This window comes from Saccharothrix longispora (assembly GCF_031455225.1).
Taxonomy (GTDB): domain Bacteria; phylum Actinomycetota; class Actinomycetes; order Mycobacteriales; family Pseudonocardiaceae; genus Actinosynnema; species Actinosynnema longispora.
In genome coordinates, this window is record NZ_JAVDSG010000001.1 from 6,189,030 (window position 1) to 6,211,788 (window position 22,759).

The following is a 22,759-nucleotide window of genomic DNA, read 5'->3' on the forward strand; positions in this document are numbered from 1 at the left end:
CCGGGTGGGCGGGGGTCGGAGCCGGGGAGCGCCGGGTGGACACGCCACTGGGAGTGACCGTGATTTCACCGGACCGAGTGACTGATCGCCACGTGGTCTCCACGCGGCAGGCCGGCGCGGACGGTGCGCCCCGCCGGGCGACACTGGTCCGGTGAACTCGGACCTGATCACGGGGATGGCGGCGCTCGTGGGCGCGGGCGCCGCCCCCGAGGTGCTGGCGGTGCGCGGGGACGTCGTGGTGGTCCGCGTCGGCGACGTGGTGCTCAAGGCGCACGAGCGCGGCACGGACCCCGTCGTGCTCGCCGACCGGCTGCGGCTGGCCGCCGACCCCCGGTTGGCCGACCTGCTGCTGCCCCCGCTGCCCCTGGGCGGGGCGCCGGGACCGGCCGTCGTGCTCGGCCGGGTCGTCACCGCGTGGCCGGTGGGCACGCCGGTGCTGCAGGCCGAGCCCGAGGACCTGCCGATGGAGGCCGCCGGACGGGTGCTCGCGGCGCTGCACCGGTTCTCCGCCGCCGACTTCGCGCCGCCCGTGCCGCCGGCGGGGGCCGTGCCGCGCATGGTGCGGGCGGTGCGGGACCTGGTGCTCGACTCCCCCGCCGCCGCGCTGGTGCGCCGGGCGTTCGCGACCCTGCCCGAGCTGCCCGCGGGCGGCACGGTGGTCGTGCACGGCGACTGGCACCTCGGGCAGCTGGTGGAGCGCGACGGGTACCGGTTGATCGACCTGGACGACCTCGGTGCGGGCGACCCGGCGTGGGACCTGGCGCGGCCCGCCGCCCTGCACCTGTCCGGCGTGCTCGACGCGCGGGCGTGGGGGCGGCTGCTGGGGGCCTACCTCGACGCGGGCGGCCCGGGCGTGCCGGCCGGCGACCCGTGGTCGGCGCTGGAGGTGCCCGCGCGGGCGCTGGTCGTGCAGATGGCGGCACGCGCGCTGAGCGCCGCGGAACGGGACGGGACGGACCTGAACAGCGCGCAGGAGGCGCTCGTCGACGCGTGCGGCCGGATCGTGTCGGCACACGAACCCATTCCGCGCGGCTAATATCGGGCACATCGCGTCAAGAGCAGGAGGCTCACCACGATGCAGTGTCCCAAGTGTCATGCGAACATGCGCACCTTCGACCGCATGGGCGTGCACATCGAGCAGTGCGATGGCTGCCGCGGCGTCTTCCTCGACTACGGCGAGCTGGAGGCGATCACCCGCCTCGAGCAGCAGATGGCCCCTCCGCCGCCCCCGCCGCCGGTCGCGCCGGCGCCCGCCCAGGTGCACTACGTCCAGCAGCCGGTCCAGCCGGGCTGGGGCGCCGCGCCGGGCTACGGCCACCACTACGGCCACCGCAAGCACCGCGGCCTGGGTGGTCTGTTCTTCTCGTCGTGACCTCCGGGCGGTGGCCCCGGCGCGCGCGGTCGCGCACGGGGCCACCGCAGGAGGCGCGGACAGCCGCGCGGACAGCGGCCGGAGTTGCCACTACCGAAAAACATGGCAATAATCGGTAGTGACCGAAGGGGGTCGCCATGTCCGTCGCCACCGAGGCCGCGCAGATCCGTGACCTGTTCGAGCAGATCGAAGAGATCGAAGAGATCGCGCTGAGCCTGGCGGAGGACGACGAGCGGCGGCGCAAGCTGCACGGCGTCGTGGCCAAGGCCCTGCGCAAGGCCCCACCCGTCCGCCCCGTCGTCGCGGGCGAACTGCTCGACCTCACCGAGAAGACGGTGAAGGCGTGGGCGCGCGAAGGCGTGCTGGCCATCCACAGCCGCGAACCCCGCATGCTGCTGGACGCCGTGCGCCTGCACGAGGTGCTGCACGTCGTGGCCGACCTGCGCCGGGCCGGCCGCACCCGCTCCCTGCTGGACGAGGTCCACCGCAGGTTGAGCGACGCGGCCCTGCTCGACCGCCCCGACCTGGCCACCAGCCTGGCGCAGATGCACCGCGGCGAAGGGCGCGTGGTGCGCTGATCGAGGTCGTCGAAACCCCCGTCGCCGCCGTCCAGGCAGCAGGCCTGCGCGGCGCGGCCCGGGTCGCCTACGACCGGTTCCTGGACGAACTGGCGCACGGCGGCTGCTCGGCCCTCGGCTACCGGGTGACCGGCCCCGAACCCCTGCCGCGCCTGTGCGTGAAGCACCTGCGCGGCGCGGACCGCGCGGTGGTCGCCTTCCCCGCCGCGCGCACGGCGTGGGTCCTGCTCGTGGGCCCGCACGACGACGACCCCGGCCGCGACCTCTACGAGGCCCTGTACGAACTCGCGGGCGTCCGCCCGAGGCTCGCGGAGAAGCGCACCAAGCCGCCGTGCTGCGAGGACGCCGCTCCCCCGGTCTCCGACAGCGACCTCGTCGACGACCTGGTCGCCCGCGCCCGCTCGCTCACGAAGTCCCGCCGCCGCACCGGCTGACCGCACGGTGCGTTGCATATTTTAGACGAGATTACACATTCCGTTATCATAGGGATGTGACGGGGACGCCCTTTAGGGATACAGCAACCAAGTTGGCCGAGCGCATGGACTACATCAGCATGTCCATCGGCTGCGACCGCGTCCGCTCACACGGTTGGTGGCGGAACGTCGTGGTTTTCGGGGCTTGGAGTGGTCCCGGCGAGTCCCGGGTGGCCCCACCGCCCCCGGAAGCGATGACAGGCATCGCCAAGTTGTTCGGTACTACGGAGGAGCACGTCAAAGCCATGGTCGCCGAGGACTGGTACGGGGTCGCCCCAGCCTCCGGGCCCTCAGGGCGCGTGCAGCGACTGGCCCTCCTCATCGACAGGTTGAGCGAACCGGACGCCGACCTGGTCGAGAGCATCCTCCGACGCATCGCTCCGGAAGCATGAACGAACCGGCACACGAGCGCACAGCGCATCTGGACGAGACCGGGGTCAGGATCAACGCCGAGCAGCGGCTGTACGGCATCGCCGCGGTAATCACGTCTCGCCGCGAGCACGCGGAGATCTGCGACGCGCTGCGACCGATGTTGTTGCCCGGTAGGACCTGCCTGCACCACTACGACGAGACGATCGACCGGCGCCTGAGCATCGCGAAGGTCATCACGCGACTCACGCTCGAGGGAGCGCTCGTGGTGGTGGAGACAACGGCACCTCGGCAGCAAGAACGAGCGCGAACCCGTCTACTGACCGAACTCCTACCTCGTCTCCAACACCAGGAGTGCGTCGACCACGTCGTGCTGGAGTCCCGTGCGGGTTCGGACAAGCACGACCGCCGCACCCTGGACCGGTTGCGCCGGTCCCGGGTCGTGACGGCGTCGCTGCGCGTGGACCACGTACGGAAGGACGCGACGCCGCTGGTGTGGCTCCCCGACTTCATAGCCGGCTCGTACTTCGCCGCTGAGCACCACGGCGAACCGGAGCCGTGGGCACTGATCGCGGAATCCCACCTGATCGACGTTCGCACCATCCGCGACGGCGAATGAGAACGCGAAGCCCGGAGTCCCACGACAACGCGGGCGCATCCGGGCTCACTTTCGACCGTGTCCGCAGACCGGCGACATCGTGATGCTACCAGGCGGTCACCTTCATGCCCAGGTGAACGGCTCTTGGAACACATCGCCGCGGTGGCCGGACGCCGCAGCGGCACCGACCGACGACCGAGGTCGGCTCGCGAAGTCCCGCCGCCGCACGGGGCGGGCCGGGGCGGTGGCACCCGCCCCGGCCCGCGTCGGTCAGCCCGTGACCGCGAGGTGTCCCGCGACGGGCGTCGGGCGCGGCGCCTTGGCGGGCCCGCCCGAGGACGCGGACGTGCCGGCGACCCGGGTGGTGGTCGTCGTGGGCGCGTCCGACGGGGTCGGCGTGGCGCTCGGCGTCGGCGTCTGCTCCTCCGCCGCGCCCCGCGCGCACGTCGCCGAGGCGATCTCGATGCGCTGGAGGTTCGCCACCTCCACGACGACCGCGGTGACGGTCAGCGAGCCGTCGCCGTTGCGCCGCTGGTCGTTCAGCACCACCGACGCCACGCCGGGGACCTCCACACCGGTGCCGGGGGCCGGGCGCAGCGCCACCTCGTGCCCGGCGATCCGCGCGCCGGCCAGCGTCACACCGCCCGCGCCGTCGTCGCACCTCGCCTCGACCAGCTCGGCGCTCAGGTCGAAGGGCAGGCCGACCAGCTCCAGCCGCGTGCGCACGTCCACCGCGCTCGACCGCGCGCGGCCCGCGTCGACCTCGGCGTTGAGGGCGGCGGCGGTCAGGACCGGGGTCGTCGGGAGGGGCAGGGCGACCTCGGCCGCGGACGTCTGCCGGAACCCGGTGCCGCCGGCCAGGGACGCCAGCGGGTCGATCCCGAGCACGCCGGTGGCCGACAGTGCGGTGGCCGAGCCGACCGGGGCCGCGGCGAGCGCGGAGGCCGCGGGGGTGGCCGCGACGCCGACGGCGAGGGCGCACAGGACGACCGCGAGCCGTGCGGTGACGGCGGAGCGCTTGCGGGACAACGTGTTCCCCTTCATCACTTGACGATCACCACGGTGCCCAGCGGCAGGGTGAGGAGGACGTCCAGCGCGTCGTCGGGCACGCGCACGCACCCGTCGCTGGAGGCGGTGCCGAACGGGGTCGCGTCCGGCCAGCCGTGCAGCGCCACCGTGCCGGGGCCGCCGCCGAACGTCTCGTGGCTGTCGGAGTGGGCGCCCAGCGGCAGGACGTACCGGCTGAAGTCCGTCACGGTCTCCTCGATCGAGGCCAGGACGAACGTCCGGCCGACCGGCGTGGGGTGCTCGGCGGAGCCGACGCCGACGGTCCACCGGCCGATGGACCGACCGCGCTCCAGCACCTCCAGCCGGTAGGCGGCCAGGTCCACGGTGACCAGGTGGTCGTTCTCGGCGCGCTCGACGTCGTCACCGCCCGTGTGCACCCAGCCGCTGGAGCGGTTGGGCCGGTTCGGGAGCAGCACGCGCGACCAGTCGCCGCGGCGCTCGACCTCCGGCACCCACGTCGGCGAGCCGACCTGGGTGGCGGGCAGCTTGGCGACGGCCCGGCCGCCGACCGCGTCGTGCACCACGACGTCCTCCACGACCCGCAGCACCTGCCCCTCGGTGGGCTCGGCGCCGTGGTCCTGCGGAAGGCCCTCGATCGTCGCGAAGGTGGTCGCCTCGGGCAGCGTCGCGAACGCCTGCTCGTCCACGGCGACGGGTCTGACCTGCTGTTCTTCCTGGGGGGAACCGCACGCGGCGGTGACGGTGATCGCCGTGAGCACGGCGAGCACGAGAACTCGGGGCATGGGGAGGGGCATCCTTCGGGTTCGACTGGTCCCGGCGGGGGAGGCGCTCGACGGCGCACCCGGGACGTGGTCCGCGACCGCTCGTAACGGGGCGATCACGACGGACCCGAAGCTATCCACGCGGGCCTCGTTGCGACAAGAGGCCCAGCGGACGCTCACCTCCATGTCGCAGCGCCCGCTGCTCCTGTGAGCGGAGCGTGACCGGAATCCGGGCATGAAGAAGCCCCCGGAGTGATGCGCTCCGGGGGCTTCTTCAGCTAGCTACGGGCTTCAGCGGTAGTCGCGGCCGAAGTCGTAGTCGTCCAGCGGAACCGCGGCACCGGTCCCCGTGCCGAAGACGTCCGGCGTGTAGTAGCCGTCGTCGTAGCTCGGGATCGCGTACGCCGCCGCACGCGCCTCCTCGGTCGGCTGGACCTGGATGTTCCGGTACCGGTTGATGCCGGTGCCGGCCGGGATCAGCTTGCCGATGATCACGTTCTCCTTCAGGCCGATGAGCTTGTCCGACCGGCCGTTGATGGCGGCGTCGGTCAGGACTCGCGTCGTCTCCTGGAAGGAGGCCGCGGACAGCCACGAGTCGGTCGCGAGCGACGCCTTCGTGATGCCCATCAGGACCGGGCGACCGGCGGCGGGCTCGCCGCCCTCGGCCACGACGGCCCGGTTGCCCGACTCGAACTCCGCGCGCTCGACCAGCGAGCCCGGCAGGAACTCGGTGGCGCCCGAGTCGATGATCGTCACCCGGCGCAGCATCTGCCGGACGATGACCTCGATGTGCTTGTCGTGGATCGCCACGCCCTGGGCGCGGTAGACCTTCTGGACCTCCTGCACCAGGTGCAGCTGGGCCTCGCGCGGCCCCATGACGCGCAGCACCTCGTGCGGGTCGGGCGTGCCCTCCAGCAGCTGCTGGCCGACACCCACGTGGTCGCCGTCCTGGAGCGGGCCGGTGGCCGTGTTCGCGAGCCGCTGCCGCTTGGACAGCTTCTCGAAGAGGATCTCCTCCGACCCGTCGTCCGGGATGAGGGTGATCTTCCAGAACCGGTCGCCGTCCTCGATCCGCACCCGGCCGTCGACGTCCGCGATGGGCGCCTTGCCCTTCGGCACACGGGCCTCGAAGAGCTCCTGCACGCGGGGCAGACCCGTCGTGATGTCGTCACCGGCGACACCACCCTGGTGGAAGGTGCGCATCGTCAGCTGCGTGCCGGGCTCACCGATCGACTGGGCGGCGACGATGCCGACGGCCTCGCCGACGTCGACCAGCTGGCCGGTGGCCATCGAGCGGCCGTAGCAGGACGCGCACACGCCGACCGCGGACTCGCAGGTCAGCACCGAGCGGACCTTGACGCGGGTCACACCCGCCTCGATCAGCGTGGCCAGCGCCGGGTCGCCCAGGTCGGCACCGCGGTTCAGGACGAGGTTGCCGTCCTTGTCCGTGATGTCCTCGGAGCTGGTCCGGGCGTAGACCGAGGTCTGCGCGAACTCGGCCAGCACGACCTTGTCGCCCTGCCGCTCGCCCACGGTCATGTTCACGCCGCGGGAGGTGCCGCAGTCGACCTCGCGGATGATGACGTCCTGCGACACGTCCACCAGACGACGGGTCAGGTAACCCGAGTCCGCGGTGCGCAGCGCGGTGTCGGCGAGGCCCTTGCGGGCGCCGTGCGTGGCGATGAAGTACTCCAGCACCGACAGGCCCTCGCGGAACGAGTTCTTGATCGGCCGCGGGATGTACTCGCCCTTCGGGTTGGTCACCAGACCGCGCATGCCCGCCAGGGAGCGGACCTGGGTCATGTTGCCCGCCGCCCCGGACGCCACGATCATGCGGATCGAGTTGTCCTCGGGGAAGTTGGCCTCCATGACCTCGGCGACCTCTTCGGTGGCCTTGGTCCACACCTTGACCAGCTCGTTGTTGCGCTCCGTGTGGGAGAGCTGACCGCGCTGGTAGCGCTTCTCGACCGCGTCCGCGAGCTTCTCGTACTCGTCGAGGATGCCCTGCTTGGCCTCCGGGACGAGCACGTCGGAGATCGCGACGGTCACGCCGGACCGGGTGGCCCAGTAGAAACCGGCGTCCTTCAGCTTGTCCAGCGTCCGGGCGACGGTGACCATCGGGTACCGCTCGGCCAGGTCGTTGATGATCGTGGCCTGCCGCTTCTTCGGCATGACCTCGTTGATGAACGCGTAGTCCTGGGGCAGGACCTCGTTGAACAGCACGCGACCGAGGGTGGTCACGGCCAGCCACGGCTGACCGGGCTCCCAGCCCTCCGGCTCCTGGCCCTTCGGCGGGTTCTTGTCCGTGATCCGGATCTTGGCCATCGCCTGCAGGCCCAGGGCCTTGCGGTCGAACGCCATCAGCGCCTCGGCCGGCGAGGAGTACGCCTGGCCCTCGCCGATGTCGCCCTCCTTGTGCCGGGTCAGGTGGTACAGACCCGTCACCATGTCCAGTCGCGGCATGGCCAGCGGCTTGCCGGACGCGGGCGAGAGGATGTTGTTCGAGGACAGCATCAGCACGCGCGCCTCGGCCTGCGCCTCGGCGGACAGCGGCAGGTGGACCGCCATCTGGTCACCGTCGAAGTCGGCGTTGAACGCCTCGCAGACGAGCGGGTGCAGCTGGATGGCCTTGCCCTCGACCAGCTGCGGCTCGAACGCCTGGATGCCCAGCCGGTGCAGCGTGGGCGCGCGGTTCAGCAGCACGGGGTGCTCGGTGATGACCTCTTCGAGCACGTCCCACACCGCGGGGCGCGCGCGCTCCACCATCCGCTTGGCGGACTTGATGTTCTGCGCGTGGTTGAGGTCGACCAGCCGCTTCATCACGAACGGCTTGAACAGCTCCAGCGCCATCTGCTTGGGCAGGCCGCACTGGTGCAGCTTCAGCTGCGGGCCGACCACGATGACCGAACGGCCGGAGTAGTCGACGCGCTTGCCGAGCAGGTTCTGGCGGAACCGGCCCTGCTTGCCCTTGAGCAGGTCGGACAGCGACTTGAGCGGGCGGTTGCCCGGACCCGTCACCGGCCGGCCGCGGCGGCCGTTGTCGAACAGCGCGTCGACGGCCTCCTGGAGCATCCGCTTCTCGTTGTTGACGATGATCTCGGGCGCGCCGAGGTCGATCAGCCGCTTGAGGCGGTTGTTCCGGTTGATGACGCGGCGGTACAGGTCGTTCAGGTCCGAGGTCGCGAAGCGGCCACCGTCGAGCTGCACCATCGGGCGCAGGTCCGGCGGGATGACCGGGACGCAGTCCAGGACCATGCCCTGCGGGTTGTTGCGGGTCGCCTGGAAGGCGGCCACGACCTTGAGTCGCTTGAGGGCGCGCAGCTTCTTCTGGCCCTTGCCGCTGCGGATGGTCTCCCGCAGGACGTCGGCCTCGGCGTCCACGTCGTAGTCACCCAGGAGCCTCTGGATGGCCTCGGCGCCCATGGCGCCGGTGAAGTAGTCGCCGTAGCGGTCGTACAGCTCGCGGTAGAGCAGCTCGTCCGCGATCAGCTGGGCGCGCTCGAGCTTGGTGAAGGTGGACCAGATCTCGTCGAGCCGGTCCAGCTCGCGCTGGGCGCGGTCGCGGAGCTGGCGCATCTCGCGCTCGCCGCCCTCCTTGACCTTGCGGCGCACGTCGGACTTGGCGCCCTCCGCCTCCAGCTCGGCCAGGTCGGCTTCCAGCTTCTGCGCGCGGGCCTCGACGTCCGCGTCGCGGCGGTTCTCGACGCGCTTGCGCTCGACCTGCATCTCGTTCTCGAGCGTCGGCAGGTCGTTGTGGCGCAGGTCGGCGTTCACGCCCACGATGACGTAGGCCGCGAAGTAGATGATCTTCTCAAGGTCCTTGGGGGCCAGGTCGAGCAGGTAGCCCAACCGGCTGGGGACGCCCTTGAAGTACCAGATGTGCGTGACGGGGGCGGCCAGTTCGATGTGGCCCATCCGCTCGCGGCGCACCTTGGCGCGGGTCACCTCGACGCCGCAGCGCTCGCAGATGATGCCCTTGAAGCGGACGCGCTTGTACTTGCCGCAGTAGCACTCCCAGTCCCGGGTGGGACCGAAGATCTTCTCGCAGAACAAGCCGTCCTTCTCCGGCTTGAGCGTGCGGTAGTTGATGGTCTCGGGCTTCTTGACCTCGCCGTAGGACCACTGGCGGATGTCGTCCGCGGTCGCGAGACCGATGCGGAGCTCATCGAAGAAGTTGACGTCGAGCACGTCTACTCTCTTCCCCTTTTTTGTTTCGGTGCTGCTCGGGAGCTGGCGGTGCGGTCACCGCGGGACGCGGTAGGCGTCCCGCGGTGACCGGCGAGGTACTAGTTGACGACGTCGTCCACGGACGGCGACTCGGACCGCGACAGGTTGATGCCGAGGTTCGCGGCCGCGCGCTCCAGGTCTTCGTCGTCGCCGTCGCGCATCTCGATCGCGGCGCCGTCCGAGGACAGCACCTCGACGTTGAGGCACAGCGACTGCAGCTCCTTGAGCAGCACCTTGAAGGACTCCGGGATACCCGGTTCCGGGATGTTCTCGCCCTTGACGATGGCCTCGTAGACCTTCACGCGGCCGAGCACGTCGTCGGACTTGATGGTGAGCAGCTCCTGCAGGGTGTAGGCGGCGCCGTACGCCTGCATCGCCCAGCACTCCATCTCACCGAAGCGCTGACCACCGAACTGCGCCTTACCACCCAGCGGCTGCTGCGTGATCATCGAGTACGGGCCGGTCGAGCGGGCGTGGATCTTGTCGTCCACCAGGTGCAGCAGCTTCAGGATGTACATGTAGCCGACTGACACCGGGAAGGGGTACGGCTCGCCGCTGCGCCCGTCGAGGAGCACCGCCTTGCCGTTCTCCTTGACCATCCGCTCGCCGTCGCGGTTCGGGATCGTCGAGCCCAGCAGGCCCGTGATCTCGTCCTCGCGAGCGCCGTCGAAGACCGGCGTGGCGGTCTTCGTGCCCGGCTCGACGTCGTACAGCTCCGCCGGCAGGTTCTTCGCCCAGTCCGGGTCGCCGTTGATGCTCCAGCCCTGCTTGGCGATCCACCCGAGGTGGGTCTCCAGCACCTGGCCGATGTTCATACGACGCGGGACGCCGTGCGTGTTCAGCACGATGTCGACCGGCGTGCCGTCCTCCAGGAACGGCATGTCCTCGACGGGGAGGATCTTGCCGATGACGCCCTTGTTGCCGTGGCGGCCGGCGAGCTTGTCGCCGTCCTGGATCTTGCGCTTCTGGGCGACGTAGACGCGGACCAGCTCGTTCACGCCGGGGGGCAGCTCGTCGTCGTCCTCGCGGCTGAACACGCGGATGCCGATGACCTTGCCGTACTCGCCGTGCGGCACCTTCAGCGACGTGTCGCGCACCTCGCGCGCCTTCTCGCCGAAGATCGCGCGGAGCAGGCGCTCCTCCGGGGTCAGCTCGGTCTCGCCCTTGGGCGTGACCTTGCCGACCAGGATGTCGCCGGGCTGGACCTCGGCGCCGATGCGGATGATGCCGCGCTCGTCGAGGTCGGCCAGGACCTCCTCGGAGACGTTCGGGATGTCCCGGGTGATCTCCTCGGCGCCCAGCTTGGTGTCCCGCGCGTCGATCTCGTGCTCCTCGATGTGGATCGAGGTCAGGACGTCGTCCTGCACGAGGCGCTGCGACAGGATGATCGCGTCCTCGTAGTTGTGGCCCTCCCACGGCATGATCGCGACGAGCAGGTTCTTGCCCAGCGCCATCTCGCCGTTCTCGGTGCACGGGCCGTCGGCCAGCACCTGGCCGTGCTGCACCCGGTCGCCCTCGTTCACGATGGGCTTCTGGTTGATGCAGGTGCCCTGGTTCGAGCGGCGGAACTTGTGCAGGCCGTAGGTCTGCCGCGAGCCGTCGTCGGCCATGACCGTGACGTAGTCGGCGGAGATCTCCTCGACCACACCGGTCTTCTTGGCCACCACGACGTCACCGGCGTCGACCGCGGCGCGCAGCTCCATGCCGGTGCCGACCAGCGGGGACTCGCTGCGCAGCAGCGGCACCGCCTGGCGCTGCATGTTCGCGCCCATCAGGGCGCGGTTGGCGTCGTCGTGCTCCAGGAAGGGGATCATGGCGGTCGCGGCCGACACCATCTGGCGCGGCGAGACGTCCATGTAGTCCACGTCGGACGGGTCGATCATCTCGACCTCGCCGCCCTTCTTGCGGACGAGCACCTTCTCCTCGAGGAAGTTGCCCTCCTCGTCGATCTTGGCGTTCGCCTGCGCCTTGACGTACCGGTCCTCCTCGTCGGCCGTCAGGTAGTCGACCTGGTCGGTGACCCGACCGTCGACGACCTTGCGGTACGGCGTCTCGATGAAGCCGAACGGGTTGACCCGCCCGTAGGAGGACAGCGAGCCGATCAGGCCGATGTTCGGGCCTTCCGGCGTCTCGATCGGGCACATGCGGCCGTAGTGCGACGGGTGGACGTCGCGGACCTCCATGCCGGCCCGCTCACGGGACAGACCGCCGGGGCCCAGCGCCGAGAGGCGGCGCTTGTGGGTCAGGCCCGCGAGGGGGTTCGTCTGGTCCATGAACTGCGACAGCTGGGAGGTGCCGAAGAACTCCTTGATCGCCGCCACGACGGGGCGGATGTTGATCAGGGTCTGCGGCGTGATCGCCTCGACGTCCTGGGTCGTCATGCGCTCGCGCACGACGCGCTCCATGCGGGAGAGGCCGACCCGGATCTGGTTCTGGATCAGCTCGCCGACGGTGCGCAGGCGGCGGTTGCCGAAGTGGTCGATGTCGTCGACCTCGACGGGCACCTCGGTCTCGCCGGGCTTCATGTTCGTCTCACCGGCGTGCAGGCGGACCAGGTACTCGATCGTCGTGACGATGTCGTCCTCGGTCAGCACGCCCGTGGAGATCGGGCTGTCCAGGCCCAGCTTCTTGTTGATCTTGTACCGGCCGACCTTCGCCAGGTCGTAGCGCTTGTCCTTGAAGAACAGGTTCTCCAGCAGGGCCTGCGCGGACTCCTTCGTCGGCGGCTCGCCCGGGCGCAGCTTGCGGTAGATGTCGAGCAACGCCTCGTCGGTGCCCGCGGTGTGGTCCTTCTCCAGCGTCGTCAGCAGCGTCTCGGAGAACGAGAAGCGCTCGCGGATCTGCTCGGTCGACCAACCCAGGGCCTTCAGCAGCACGGTGACCGGCTGGCGGCGCTTGCGGTCGATGCGCACGCCGACGGTGTCGCGCTTGTCGACGTCGAACTCCAGCCAGGCACCCCGGGACGGGATGATCTTGACGCTGAAGACGTCCTTGTCGGTCGTCTTGTCGATCGCGGTGTCGTAGTAGACACCCGGCGAGCGGACGAGCTGGGAGACCACGACCCGCTCGGTGCCGTTGATGATGAACGTGCCCTTGTCCGTCATCATCGGGAAGTCACCCATGAACACCGTCTGGCTCTTGATCTCGCCGGTGGTGTGGTTGGTGAACTCCGCCGTGACGAACAACGGGGCGGCGTACGTCATGTCCTTGTCCTTGCACTCCTCGGTCGAGGCCTTGACCTCGTCGAAGCGCGGGTCGGAGAAGGAGAGCGACATCGAGCCGGAGAAGTCCTCGATCGGGGAGATCTCGTTCAAGACCTCCTCGAGGCCGCCCGTGGGGGCCTCGTCACCCGCGTCCACGCGGCGCTGGAACCACGCCTCGTCGCCGGTGAGCCATTCGAACGACTGAATCTGCAGGTCGAGCAGGTTGGGCGTCTGAAGCGGTTCGTGGATCTTCGCGAAAGAGACTCGCTTCGGCGCTCCGGGAATCCCCGACGTGGAGTTGGTCGCAGCAGTGGCCTTGGTCGCGCGAGAGATCGCCAAGATGCGTCCTTCCAGGGACAGGTAGCTGGCTAGTCAGCGGAACTAGCACGGCTGTCAAGGGTGCGGCGATGCCCGGCAATCCAGCTCTCGGCGAAGGGCAAACGGAAAGAGGGCAGCGCAAAGGAGCAGTCTAGCTACGCGCACGCCAACTGTCGAGAGGCACGTGGAAGGACCTTTCTCGTGCTCACCGACAGAGTGACCCCGCTGACGCTCGCAGTCAAGATGCCACGCGGCGATCACCCCACTGGCGCAAGCTGCGATAACCGCGTGTTATCGCGCTGACCTGGGAAAATACACCGACGTGGGCAACGTGATCCGTTGGCGGCGCTTGCGGGGACATCGGGGAGCCGTGGCGATTCCGTTCGGTCACCGCCGCAAAATAGTGATGCAGCTCACGTTGTGCGAAGTGTTCGGATGGGGTTCGCGGTCCTCGGTGGACGTGTTCGGGGTTGGGGACGCCCCGCCGGGGGTAAGGAGGGGGCGGCGAAGGCGCGGGAGAGGGCCGCCCGGGGGTGACGCGGGGTGTGGGCGGCTGGTCAGCACCGGGCGGCGGGTCAGCACTGGGCGGTCTCGGCCGCCTGGTCCCCGCTCTGGCCGAACATCTCCATGTTGTCGACCTTCCACCGGCCGTCGACCCGCTGCGCGCCGACCCGCATCATCGCGATGCCGCCGCCGCTCTGGTTGTCGGTCGTGCGGGTGGTCACCTGGTCCACGAACAGCAGCACGGTGGCGCGGTCCCCGGACAGCGAGGTCACGCCGCTGGAGACCGCCTTCACGGTGACCACCAGCTTCTGCTCCGGCGCGAGCGCGCGGACCGGGCCGAAGATCGCGTTGTACTGGCACTTGGCCTTGCCGACCAGCAGCTCGTTGGCGGCGTCCTCGGTCGCGGCGACGTCGGCGAAGTTGTAGGAGAACGCCTTCTCGACCGCCTCGCGCGTCTGACCGGCGACCTCGGCGGTCCCCGCGCTGTCGACCAGGGCGCGGTCGTAGCGCACCTCCCCGGCCCGCACCTGGAACAGCACGCCGAGCCCGACCAGCAGCGCGGCCAGCACCACCAGCGAGACCGGCAGCAGGAGCCCGTCGCGGCGGGACCGGTCACCGGTCCCGCGCCCGGTCTCCCCCGCGCCGGGCACGTCGTCGAGCACGCTCGCGGCCACGGCGTCACCGGCGCGCTTGCGGCGGCCGGTCGGGCGGGGGCGCGGCGCGGGCTCGGGAGGTCCCCCGCCGGTGCCGTCCTCGTCCGCGCCGTCCCCGGGCTCGATCAGGCCCAGGACCCGCGTGGACGCCTCGGCCGGGTGGTCGTCGGTGCCGTCGGCCGGCTGACCGGGCGCGAGATCGGCGGCGGTGTCGTCGACGGCGTTGCCCTCGGTGACGGCGGCGTCGGTGACGGCGGCGTCGGTCCTGGCGGTGTCGTCCGCCCGCTGCCCGACGTGCTCGGGGCGCTTGCGCAGGCCGGCCACTCGGGGACGGCCACCGGTCGGGGTGGACGGGACGGGACGGCGGCGGGACGGGGGCACTGTCATCTCCTCGCGATCACGCGCCGCCGGCCGCGACGGGCCCGAGCGCGCTGAGCTTCCAACCGGCGTCGGTGCGGGCCAGGTCGGTCTGGTACCGGTTGACCTTCTTCACCGACTGGCCGCCCTCCGGGGTGACCGTGGTCTCCACCACGGCGATGAGGTGGGCCTTCCCCGCCCGCGGGTCCAGCTCGGTCACGGCCGCGTCGAGCACCCGGCTCACCGTGACCGTCCGGGCGTCCTCGATCTGCTTCTTCCGGGTGTCCCGCCCGCTCTCGATCTCCGACCGCAGGTCGCCGGTGGACGAGTCGAGCCACCGGTCGAGGTCGGCGTCCACCTTCTTGTAGTCGAGCGTGGTGAAGTTCGCGATGCCGACCTGGCCGACCCGCAGCACCTCCTCGCGCTCGCGGGAGAACGCCACGGACTCGCTGGACGAGGCGCTCCACCAGGACACGCCCGCCCACACCGCGTACCCCGCGGCCAGCACGGCGAGCACCGCGGCGACCGGCAGGAACCACCGTCGAACAGCCATTGCGTCCTCTCCTCAGCCCGGCAGCCCGAGCAGCTGGCCCAGGCTGGTCAGCAGGGGCGGCTCGACCGCCTCGCCCTGGCCCGCCGGGGGCTCCAGGCCGGGCTGCGACGTCTCGTTGCCGGTGGGCGTGGTCGGGGTGCCACCGTAGGGGGCGTTCTGCGCGCCGCGCACGGCGGTCGCGCTGCCCCGGGCGAGCGCGCAGTACGCCTGCGTGTTCAGCGGGGCCGGCGTGGTGTCGGTGCCCTGGCGGATGCGCGTGCCCTCGTAGCCCACCGTGCACGGAGGCGGGTCGAACACGTTGAGCGCCAGGCCGAAGTGCGCGCCGGTGCCGTCGCCCTTGGCGACGGAGAAGCCGCCGCCCACCACGATCGGGTAGGTGACGGCGATCTGCTCCAGCCCGTCGAGCCGCGTGACCAGGATGTTCCCGGTGGTCAGCAGGTTGGCCAGCACCACGCCGAGGTTCGGCCCGCTCTCCGCGAGCAGCGCCGACACCTGCTCGGCGGCCTGCGGGGACACCCCGATGAGCCGCCGGAGGTCGCCGTCGGAGTCCTTCAGCTGCTCGGCGAGCGCCCGCAGGTCCGACGAGAACGACCTGATCGCGCTGCCCTGCCCGGCCTGCGTGTTCAGCACCACGAGCCCGCTGTCGAGCAGCGCCCTGGTCTGCGGCAGGTTCTCCGTCGCGGCCTTCGTGAACAGGCGGGTGTTGTCCAGCAGCACCTGGAGGTCGGGCCCGGTGCCGTCGAACGCGAGGTCCAGTTCGTCGACCACGGTCTTCAGCGAGTCGGCGGGCACGGACTTCGCGAACGCGTCGAGGTTGGTCAGCAGCTCGTCGACGGGCGGCGGCGTCCTCGTCGCCGACCTCGGGATGACCGCGCCCGCTTCCAGGTAGGGGCCGTCCTCGCCGCGCGGGCGCAGGTCGACGTACTGCTCGCCGACCGCGGACCGGTTGGCGACCACGGCCTCCAGGTCGGCGGGGATGCGCGGCGCGTCCGGGTCGATGCCCAGGTCCACGTCCAGCCCGTCGCCGGTCAGCCGCATCTGGCCGACCCGGCCGACGGCGACGCCGCGGTAGGTGACCTCGGCGTTGGTGAACACGCCGCCGGAGTCGGCGAGCTGCACCGTCACCACGTAGCCCGACGACCCGACCAGCCGGCCGAGCCCGGCGTAGCGGGCGCCGACGTAGCTGACGCCGACGAGCGCGATCAGCACGAACGCGCCGATCTGGAGCTTGGTCCTCCGGGGGATCACCCGCGCCCACCTCCGAGCAGTCCACCGAGCAGGTCGCCCAACCCGGACCGCCCGGACACGCCGGGCAGCGGCAGGTTCGGCAGCGGGAGCGGCAGCGACGGCGCGGTGCCGGTGATGCCGGGCAGCGACGGCGTCGACGGCAGCGGCGACTGCCGGGACCGGCCCAGGTTCTCGACGATCGTGCCCAGGTCCAGGTCGATGTCGGCGTACAGGTTGGTGTAGTCGCCCCTGATGCCGTCGAGCGCCGAGTCCGGGAACGGGTAGGTGAGCAGCAGCTCGAACCCGTTCGGCAGGTTGGTGCCCGCCTCGACGAGCTTCCGCAGCGTCGGCGCGAGCGCCTTGAGGTCGGCCACGACGTCGTCCTTGGACCTGTTCACGGTGTCCACGGCGACGTCGGACAGGGTGTCGAGCGACTGGAGCAGCGTCACGAGCTGGGTGCGCTGGTCCGCGAGCACCCTCAGGCCCGGCTCCAGCTCCTCCAGGACGCCGCCGATCCGGTCGCGCTGGGCGCTCAGCGTGCCGCCGAGCCGGTTGAGGCCGTCCAGCGCCCGGGTGATCTCGCCCTTGTGCGCGTCCAGCTCGCCGACCAGCGTGTCCAGGTTCGCCAGCAGCGACTTGACCTCCGGCTCGTTGCCCTCCAGGGCCGCGTTCAGCTCGCGGGAGATGTCCTGGAGCTGGGCGATGCCGCCGCCGTTGAGCAGCATGGACAGCGCGCCGAAGACCTCTTCGACCTCGGGGTTGCGGTTGGTCCGGTCGAGGGGGATGACCGCGCCGTCGTCCAGCGAGCCCTCCTCCGCGCCCTCGGCGGGACCGGCCAGCTCGACGTACTTCTCGCCGAGCAGGGCGGACTGGCGCAGCCTGGCGACCGCGTTGCCGGGCAGCCGCACGTCCCCGTTGACCAGCACGGTCACCTCGGCGGTCCAGCCGTCGGGGGCAAGGCCGATGGCGTCGACCCGGCCGACCGGCACGTCGTCGACCTTCACGCCCGCCTGCGGCACGAGGTCGAGCACGTCCTGGAACTCGACCTTCACCCGATAGGGCCGGTCGCCGACGTCGGCGCCGCCGGGCAGCGGCATGTTGTAGACGCCGTCGAAGCCGCCCGAACCGCAACCGGCCAGCAGCAGCGCGCCGGACACGGCGGCCGCGATCCCCGTGAGCGCCTTCACCGCGGCACCCCCGCGAGCGGCAGGGGCAGCGGCACCTTGCCCTGGGTGAGGTCGGAGACGATCTGGCCGGGGTCGTTCAGCGGCACCGCACCGGACAGGATCGGTTCGAGCTGCCGGCACGCCTGCGAGAGCGCGCCGGGCACCCGGCCCGGTTCGACGCCCTGGATCAGCTTGCACACCAGCACGATCGGCGGCTGGCTCAGCTCGTTGATGTCGGCGCGGGTGTCGAGCGTGCCGGACGCCGCGTTGTAGGCGTTCTGGAGGTTGCCGAGGGCCAGCGGCGCCACGTCCAGGGTCTCCGCGAGCGAGGCCCGCTGGTCGACCAGCACCTGCGTGATCCCCGCGAGCTTGTCGACGTTGGACTTGAGCGCCGCCCGGTTGTCCTGGATGAAGCCCTGCACCCGGCCGAGCGCGGTGGCCAGCTCGTTCAGCGCGCCCCCGAGGTCCTCCCGCTCGTCGGCGAGGAACCCGGCGACGTCGGCGAGCTGCCGGTTGAGGTCGCGGACCTGGCTGTCGTTCGCGGCGAGCATCCCGGTGAACTTCTGGAGCTGGTCCACGGTGGCGAACAGGTCGTCCCGGGAGCCGGACAGGGTGCGGGTGGCGTCACCGAGCTGCTGGATGGTGTCGCCGAGCGCCTGCCCGTTGCCCTCCAGGGTGTCGGCCGCGGAGTCCAGCAGGTCGGACAGCGCGCCGTCCCGGTTGGCGCCGTTCGGCCCGAGGGCGGTGGTCAGCCTGTCCAGGCTCGCGTACAGCTCGTCCAGCTCGACGGGGGTGGCGGTGCGCTCGCGCGGGATGGTCGCGCCGTCGGCCAGCCGCTCTCCGCCGGTGTAGGCGGGGGCCAGCTGCACGTACCGGTCGCTGACCACGCTCGGCGCGACCACGACGGCCTGCGCGTCGGCGGGCACCTCCACGGTGCGGTCGATGGACATCGTGACCTCCACCGTCGCGCCCCGCGGTTCGACCTCCTCGATCGAGCCGATCCGCACGCCGAGCACGCGCACGTCCGAGCCGGGGTACACGCCCACGGCCGAGCCGAACACGGCGGTCACGCGGTGGCTGTCGGCACCCGCGAACACCCACCACACGGCCGCGGCGACGACGAGCGCGAACACGCACGCCAGCGCGACGGCGCGGGTGAGGCCGCGGCCGGCCCTGGTGGTGGTCATCGGTTCCCTCCCTGGGCCGGGGCCGAGCGCTGCACACCGGGCGGGAGGCAGCCCTCCTCGTTGAAGCCGACCACGCCGAGGTTCACCGACGGCGGCAGCAGGCCGCAGATGTAGACGTCGAACCAGCGGCCGTTGCCCAGGGTGTTCGCGAACACCCGGTAGAACGGCCCCATCAGCGCGAGGCTCCGGTTCAGCGCGTCCTGGTTGCGCTGGAGCATCGTCGCCACCCGGTCCAGCTGCTCCAGCGCGGGCCGCAGCTGGGCCTGGTTGTCGTCCACCAGCCCGGACAGCTCCCGGGACAGCTCGCGGGTGCCGTCGAGCAGCGCGGTGATCGCGTCCCGCCGCTTGGCCAGCTCCGCCAGCAGCAGGTTGCCGTCAGCGAGGAGCTTCTCGAACTGCTCGTTGCGGTCGGACAGCGTTCTGGTGATCTCGTCGGTGTTGGCCAGCAACGTGGCCAACTGCTCGTCGCGCGAGGAGATCGTCCTCGACAGCGCGGACAGCCCGTCCAGGGCGCCGCGGACGCTCTCCGCCGAGCCCTGGAAGGTCTCCGAGAGCACCTGGAAGCTGTCCGCGAGCTGCCGGGTGTCGATCTGGCCGACCGTGGTCGCGAGGCCGTTGAACGCCTCCTGCACGTCGTACGGCGACAGGGTGCGCTCGCGCGGGATCGGGTCGCCCGGGTCCAGCGGCTGCGACCCCTGCGGGTCCAGGGCCAGGTACTTCTGGCCGAGCAGCGTCTTGATCCGGATCGTCGCGGTGCTGCGGTCGCCCACCCAGGCGTCCTTGACCTTGAACGACACCAGGACCCGGTCCCCGGCCAGCTCGACGTCGGTCACCTTGCCGACCTTCACGCCCGCGACGCGCACCTCGTTCGACGGCACGAGGCCCGCGGCCTCGCTGAACTCCGCCGAGTACGTGGTGCCGCCGCCGATGACCGGCAGGTCGTCGGAGTGGAACGCGGCGAGCAGCAGCAGCGCGATGACGGTCAGCGAGACCACGCCGACGGTGACCGGGTCGCGCTCCCGGCGCGGTGAGGGGCTGTGCTTCACGGGCGACACCTCGCCTGGGTCACCGGCAGCGCCGTGATCGGGACGGGGTCGTCGATGATCGGCGGCACGGCCACCCGCCCGGTGCCCTCGCAGAGGAAGAAGTTGAACCAGGAGCCGTAGGACGCGGTCCGCGACATCGCCTCGACCTTCCCGGGCAGGCGCTGGATGACGCCCTCCACGACGGCCTCGTTGTCCGCGAGCGTCTGCGACACCAGACCGAGGTTCGCGATGTCGTCCTTGAGCGGCTGCCGCGCCTCCTCCAGCAGGCCCGCCGTGGTGTTCGTCAGGTCGCCGAGGGCGCTGATCGCCTCGCCGATCGGCTGCCGGTCCCCCGCGAGGCCGGTCGTCAGCTCCTGCAACGTCGTCACCAGCGTCGACACCTGCTCCGTGCGCGAGTTGACGGTGTCGAGCACCGCGTTGAGGTTGGTGATGACCTCACCGATCACCTGGTCGCGGCCCGCCAGCGTGGACGTCAGCGAGGCGGTGTGCCGCAGCAGGCTGTCGATCGTGCCGCCCTCGCCCTGGAGGACCTGGACGATCTCGCTCGACAGCTGGTTGACGTCCTCCGGGTCCAGCGCCTGGAACAGCGGCTTGAAGCCGTTGAACAGCACCGTCAGGTCCAGCGCGGGCTTGGTGCGCTCCAGCGGGATGACGCCGCCGGGCCGGAGCGCGGCGGCGTCGCCCACGCCGTGCTCCAGCGCGACGTACCGCTGGCCGACGAGGTTGCGGTACTTGATCGTCGCGGTCACCGAGACGGGCAGCGTGCGGTCGCCCTCCAGGGTGAACTCGACCTCGGCGAGCCTGCGGTCCACCAGGCGGATGTCCTCGACCTGGCCGACCCGGACGCCCGCGATGCGCACGTCGTCGCCCTCGTTGAGCGCGGTGACGTCGGTGAACCGGGCCGTGTACTCGTTGCCGCCGGCGAAGTTCGCGTTGGAGATGGTCACCGCGAGCAGCGCCGTCGCCAGGATCGTGACCGCGGCGAAGACGCCCAGCTTCACCAGCGGTGCGGCGAGGGACCTCATGCCGTCACCTCCGCTCCCCGGTACAGGGGGCCCAGCAGCAGCGCCGTGAAGCTCGGCATCTCGTCCTGCGCCAGGCCCACCTCCGGCGCGAGCAGCGCGGCCAGGAAGTCCTGCTCGGCGGGCGAGTTGGCCAGCACCGGCGCGCCGTACGACGACGACACGACCGTGCCGTCCTCGCGGATCGTGCCGGTGTTCGGCGGCAGCACGCCGTCGGTGGCCGAGCGCGCGGGCGGCGGCGACGTGGACCCGTCCTCCACCGGCCCCTCCGGCGGGTACTGCGGGAACGGGTCGGGCCGCGGCACGATGTCGTAGCAGCGGGGACCGCGCTTGTCGGCGTACTCCGGCTCGTCCTTGCCCGGCTCGTACTTGCCGCGGTTCGCGGTGACCTCCAGCGTGATGTGCAGCCCCGGCTCGTCCGTGCCCTTGCCGAACACCTGGTCCATGATCGGCTTGAACTCGGTCAGGCCCTTGAGCAGGCACGGGTACTCGGGCGCGTACTTCGCCAGCAGCTCCAGCGTCGGCCGCGACACGTCCGCGAGCTGGATGAGGTTGTTCCTGTTCACCGCGAGGAAGCTGTTCACGTCGACCGAGGTGGTGGTCAGCGCGCCGTACAGGGTCAGCAGGTCGTCGCGCTGGTCGACCAGCGTGCGGCTGGTGACCGTGGCGTCGGACAGGGCCCGCACCAGGTCGGGCGCGGCGTCGGCGTAGGTGTTCGACACGTCCGCGAGCCTGCTGATGCCCTCCTTGAGCTTCGGCAGCTCCGGGTTCAGCTCACCGAGGTACGCGTCGAGCTGCACCATGGTCTCGCCGAGCGGCCTGCCCCGGTTCTCCAGCGCCTGCGACACGGCGGTCAGCGTGGTGGCCAGCTTCTCCGGCTGCACCGCCTGGAGCACCGGCATCAGGTCGTCGAGCACCTCCTCCAGCTCCACCGCGCCGCTGGAGCGGTCCTGCGCGATGACGTCGCCGTCGCCCAGCGGCCGTTCCCCGCGCTCGGGCAGCACCAGGTTCACGTACCGCTCGCCGAACAGGGTCTTCGGCAGCAGGCGGGCCGAGACGTTCGCCGGGATGTGCCGGACCTGCCCGGGGTCGAGCGCCAGGTCCAGCTCGGCGCCGTCGCCCGCGGTGCGGATGCCGTCGACGTGGCCGACGACCATGCCGCGGACCTTCACGTCCGAGTCGACCAGCAGCTGGTTGCCGACCCGGTCGGTCTTCAGCGTCACCTTCACGACCTCGGTGAACGCGTCGTTGTAGAGCGCCACCGTGAACGTGAGGAACAGCGCGATCACGGCCAGGAACACGACGCCGAGCAGTCGCCGCTTGAGCGTCATCCGGCGATCCTCACCGTCGTCGTCGTGCCCCAGATCGCCATGCTGAGGAAGAAGTCCAGCAGGCTGGTCGTGACGATCGCGGTGCGCACCGCGCGGCCGACCGCGATGCCCACGCCCGCCGGCCCGCCGGACGCCCGGTAGCCGTAGTAGCAGTGCGTCAGGATGATCACGACGGAGAAGACCAGCACCTTGCCGAACGACCAGAGCACGTCCACCGGCGGTAGGAACAGGGTGAAGTAGTGGTCGTAGGTGCCCGCCGACTGCCCGTAGAACTGGACGGTGATGAACCGCGCCGCCAGGTAGCTGGTGAGCAGGCCGATCACGTACAGCGGGATGATCGCGACGAAGCCCGCGATGATCCGCGTGGTGACCAGGTACGGCATGCTGGGGATGCCCATGACCTCCAGCGCGTCGATCTCCTCCGAGATCCGCATCGCGCCGAGCTGGGCGGTGAAGCCGGAGCCCACCGTCGCGCTCAGGGCGAGCCCGGCCACCAGCGGCGCGATCTCGCGGGTGTTGAAGTAGGCCGACACGAAACCCGCGAACGCCGACGTGCCGATCTGGTTGAGCGCGGTGAAGCCCTGGAGGCCCACGACCGTGCCGGTGAACACCGACAGGCCGACCATCACGCCGATCGTGCCGCCGATGACCGCGAGCGCGCCGGAGCCGAAGCTCACCTCGGCCAGCAGCCGCAGCGTCTCCCGCAGGTAGCGGGTCAGCGTGCGCGGCGTCCACGCCAGCGCGCGCAGGTAGAACCACAGCTGGTCGCCGAAGGTGTCGAGCAT

At 71.0% G+C, this 22,759-nt stretch carries 19 protein-coding genes; 6 read left to right on the forward strand and 13 right to left on the reverse strand.

What is annotated here, in order from left to right; genetic code table 11:
- Window positions 1–151: 151 nt before the first annotated feature.
- The 6 genes from J2S66_RS26130 to J2S66_RS26155 all read left to right on the forward strand — a co-directional run bounded on the left by J2S66_RS26130 (window position 152) and on the right by J2S66_RS26155 (window position 3,411).
- Entirely contained in the window at window positions 152–1,036 is an 885-nt protein-coding gene (locus tag J2S66_RS26130; RefSeq protein WP_310309947.1) for a phosphotransferase family protein, read from the forward strand.
- A gap of 39 nt (window positions 1,037–1,075) precedes the next feature.
- Window positions 1,076–1,372, forward strand: a complete 297-nt coding sequence (locus tag J2S66_RS26135; protein ID WP_306743647.1) for a TFIIB-type zinc ribbon-containing protein — start codon at window positions 1,076–1,078, stop codon at window positions 1,370–1,372.
- Between the two features lie 137 nt (window positions 1,373–1,509).
- Entirely contained in the window at window positions 1,510–1,950 is a 441-nt protein-coding gene (locus J2S66_RS26140) for a hypothetical protein (protein ID WP_310309948.1), read from the forward strand.
- A gap of 125 nt (window positions 1,951–2,075) precedes the next feature.
- On the forward strand, window positions 2,076–2,384 hold the full coding sequence (locus tag J2S66_RS26145; protein WP_310309949.1) for a hypothetical protein: 309 nt from the start codon (window positions 2,076–2,078) through the stop codon (window positions 2,382–2,384).
- Window positions 2,385–2,440: 56 nt separating this feature from the next.
- Window positions 2,441–2,815, forward strand: a complete 375-nt coding sequence (locus tag J2S66_RS26150; protein ID WP_310309950.1) for a hypothetical protein — start codon at window positions 2,441–2,443, stop codon at window positions 2,813–2,815.
- Window positions 2,812–3,411 carry a hypothetical protein gene (locus tag J2S66_RS26155; RefSeq protein WP_310309951.1) on the forward strand — a complete coding sequence of 200 codons (600 nt, stop codon included), beginning with the start codon at window positions 2,812–2,814 and terminating at the stop codon, window positions 3,409–3,411. Before J2S66_RS26150 ends, J2S66_RS26155 begins: the two co-directional genes overlap by 4 nt.
- 249 nt (window positions 3,412–3,660) lie before the next feature.
- Here the strand turns inward: J2S66_RS26155 and J2S66_RS26160 are convergent, their stop codons facing one another.
- The 13 genes from J2S66_RS26160 to J2S66_RS26220 all read right to left on the reverse strand — a co-directional run bounded on the left by J2S66_RS26160 (window position 3,661) and on the right by J2S66_RS26220 (window position 22,759).
- Window positions 3,661–4,434: a choice-of-anchor P domain-containing protein gene (locus J2S66_RS26160; protein ID WP_310309952.1), complete on the reverse strand. Its 774-nt coding sequence runs from the start codon at window positions 4,432–4,434 to the stop codon at window positions 3,661–3,663.
- Window positions 4,434–5,201 carry a protein-sorting L,D-transpeptidase LdtCP gene (ldtCP, locus tag J2S66_RS26165; RefSeq protein WP_310309953.1) on the reverse strand — a complete coding sequence of 256 codons (768 nt, stop codon included), beginning with the start codon at window positions 5,199–5,201 and terminating at the stop codon, window positions 4,434–4,436. The genes J2S66_RS26160 and ldtCP overlap by 1 nt, the downstream gene beginning before the upstream one ends.
- Window positions 5,202–5,471: 270 nt before the next feature.
- A complete protein-coding gene (locus tag J2S66_RS26170; protein WP_310309954.1) occupies window positions 5,472–9,368 on the reverse strand; it encodes a DNA-directed RNA polymerase subunit beta' in 3,897 nt (1,298 codons plus the stop codon).
- Window positions 9,369–9,466: 98 nt separating this feature from the next.
- A complete protein-coding gene (gene rpoB, locus J2S66_RS26175; RefSeq protein WP_310309955.1) occupies window positions 9,467–12,949 on the reverse strand; it encodes a DNA-directed RNA polymerase subunit beta in 3,483 nt (1,160 codons plus the stop codon).
- A 554-nt stretch (window positions 12,950–13,503) separates the two neighbouring features.
- Window positions 13,504–14,466 carry a hypothetical protein gene (locus J2S66_RS26180; protein WP_310309956.1) on the reverse strand — a complete coding sequence of 321 codons (963 nt, stop codon included), beginning with the start codon at window positions 14,464–14,466 and terminating at the stop codon, window positions 13,504–13,506.
- Between the two features lie 16 nt (window positions 14,467–14,482).
- Window positions 14,483–14,995 carry an Rv1363c family protein gene (locus J2S66_RS26185; RefSeq protein ID WP_310309957.1) on the reverse strand — a complete coding sequence of 171 codons (513 nt, stop codon included), beginning with the start codon at window positions 14,993–14,995 and terminating at the stop codon, window positions 14,483–14,485.
- 12 nt (window positions 14,996–15,007) lie between these two features.
- Complete coding sequence (locus tag J2S66_RS26190; protein WP_310309958.1) at window positions 15,008–16,243, reverse strand: MCE family protein; 1,236 nt, start codon at window positions 16,241–16,243, stop codon at window positions 15,008–15,010.
- The gene (locus tag J2S66_RS26195) at window positions 16,240–17,409 is read right to left on the reverse strand and encodes an MCE family protein (RefSeq protein WP_310309959.1); all 1,170 of its coding nucleotides are present in this window, start codon (window positions 17,407–17,409) and stop codon (window positions 16,240–16,242) included. The genes J2S66_RS26190 and J2S66_RS26195 overlap by 4 nt, the downstream gene beginning before the upstream one ends.
- The gene (locus J2S66_RS26200; RefSeq protein WP_310309960.1) at window positions 17,406–18,575 is read right to left on the reverse strand and encodes an MCE family protein; all 1,170 of its coding nucleotides are present in this window, start codon (window positions 18,573–18,575) and stop codon (window positions 17,406–17,408) included. Before J2S66_RS26200 ends, J2S66_RS26195 begins: the two co-directional genes overlap by 4 nt.
- Entirely contained in the window at window positions 18,572–19,621 is a 1,050-nt protein-coding gene (locus tag J2S66_RS26205) for an MCE family protein (protein ID WP_310309961.1), read from the reverse strand. Before J2S66_RS26205 ends, J2S66_RS26200 begins: the two co-directional genes overlap by 4 nt.
- On the reverse strand, window positions 19,618–20,646 hold the full coding sequence (locus J2S66_RS26210) for an MCE family protein (RefSeq protein WP_310309962.1): 1,029 nt from the start codon (window positions 20,644–20,646) through the stop codon (window positions 19,618–19,620). Before J2S66_RS26210 ends, J2S66_RS26205 begins: the two co-directional genes overlap by 4 nt.
- Window positions 20,643–21,974 carry an MCE family protein gene (locus tag J2S66_RS26215; RefSeq protein WP_310309963.1) on the reverse strand — a complete coding sequence of 444 codons (1,332 nt, stop codon included), beginning with the start codon at window positions 21,972–21,974 and terminating at the stop codon, window positions 20,643–20,645. The genes J2S66_RS26210 and J2S66_RS26215 overlap by 4 nt, the downstream gene beginning before the upstream one ends.
- Window positions 21,971–22,759 carry an MlaE family ABC transporter permease gene (locus tag J2S66_RS26220; RefSeq protein WP_306744515.1) on the reverse strand — a complete coding sequence of 263 codons (789 nt, stop codon included), beginning with the start codon at window positions 22,757–22,759 and terminating at the stop codon, window positions 21,971–21,973. The genes J2S66_RS26215 and J2S66_RS26220 overlap by 4 nt, the downstream gene beginning before the upstream one ends.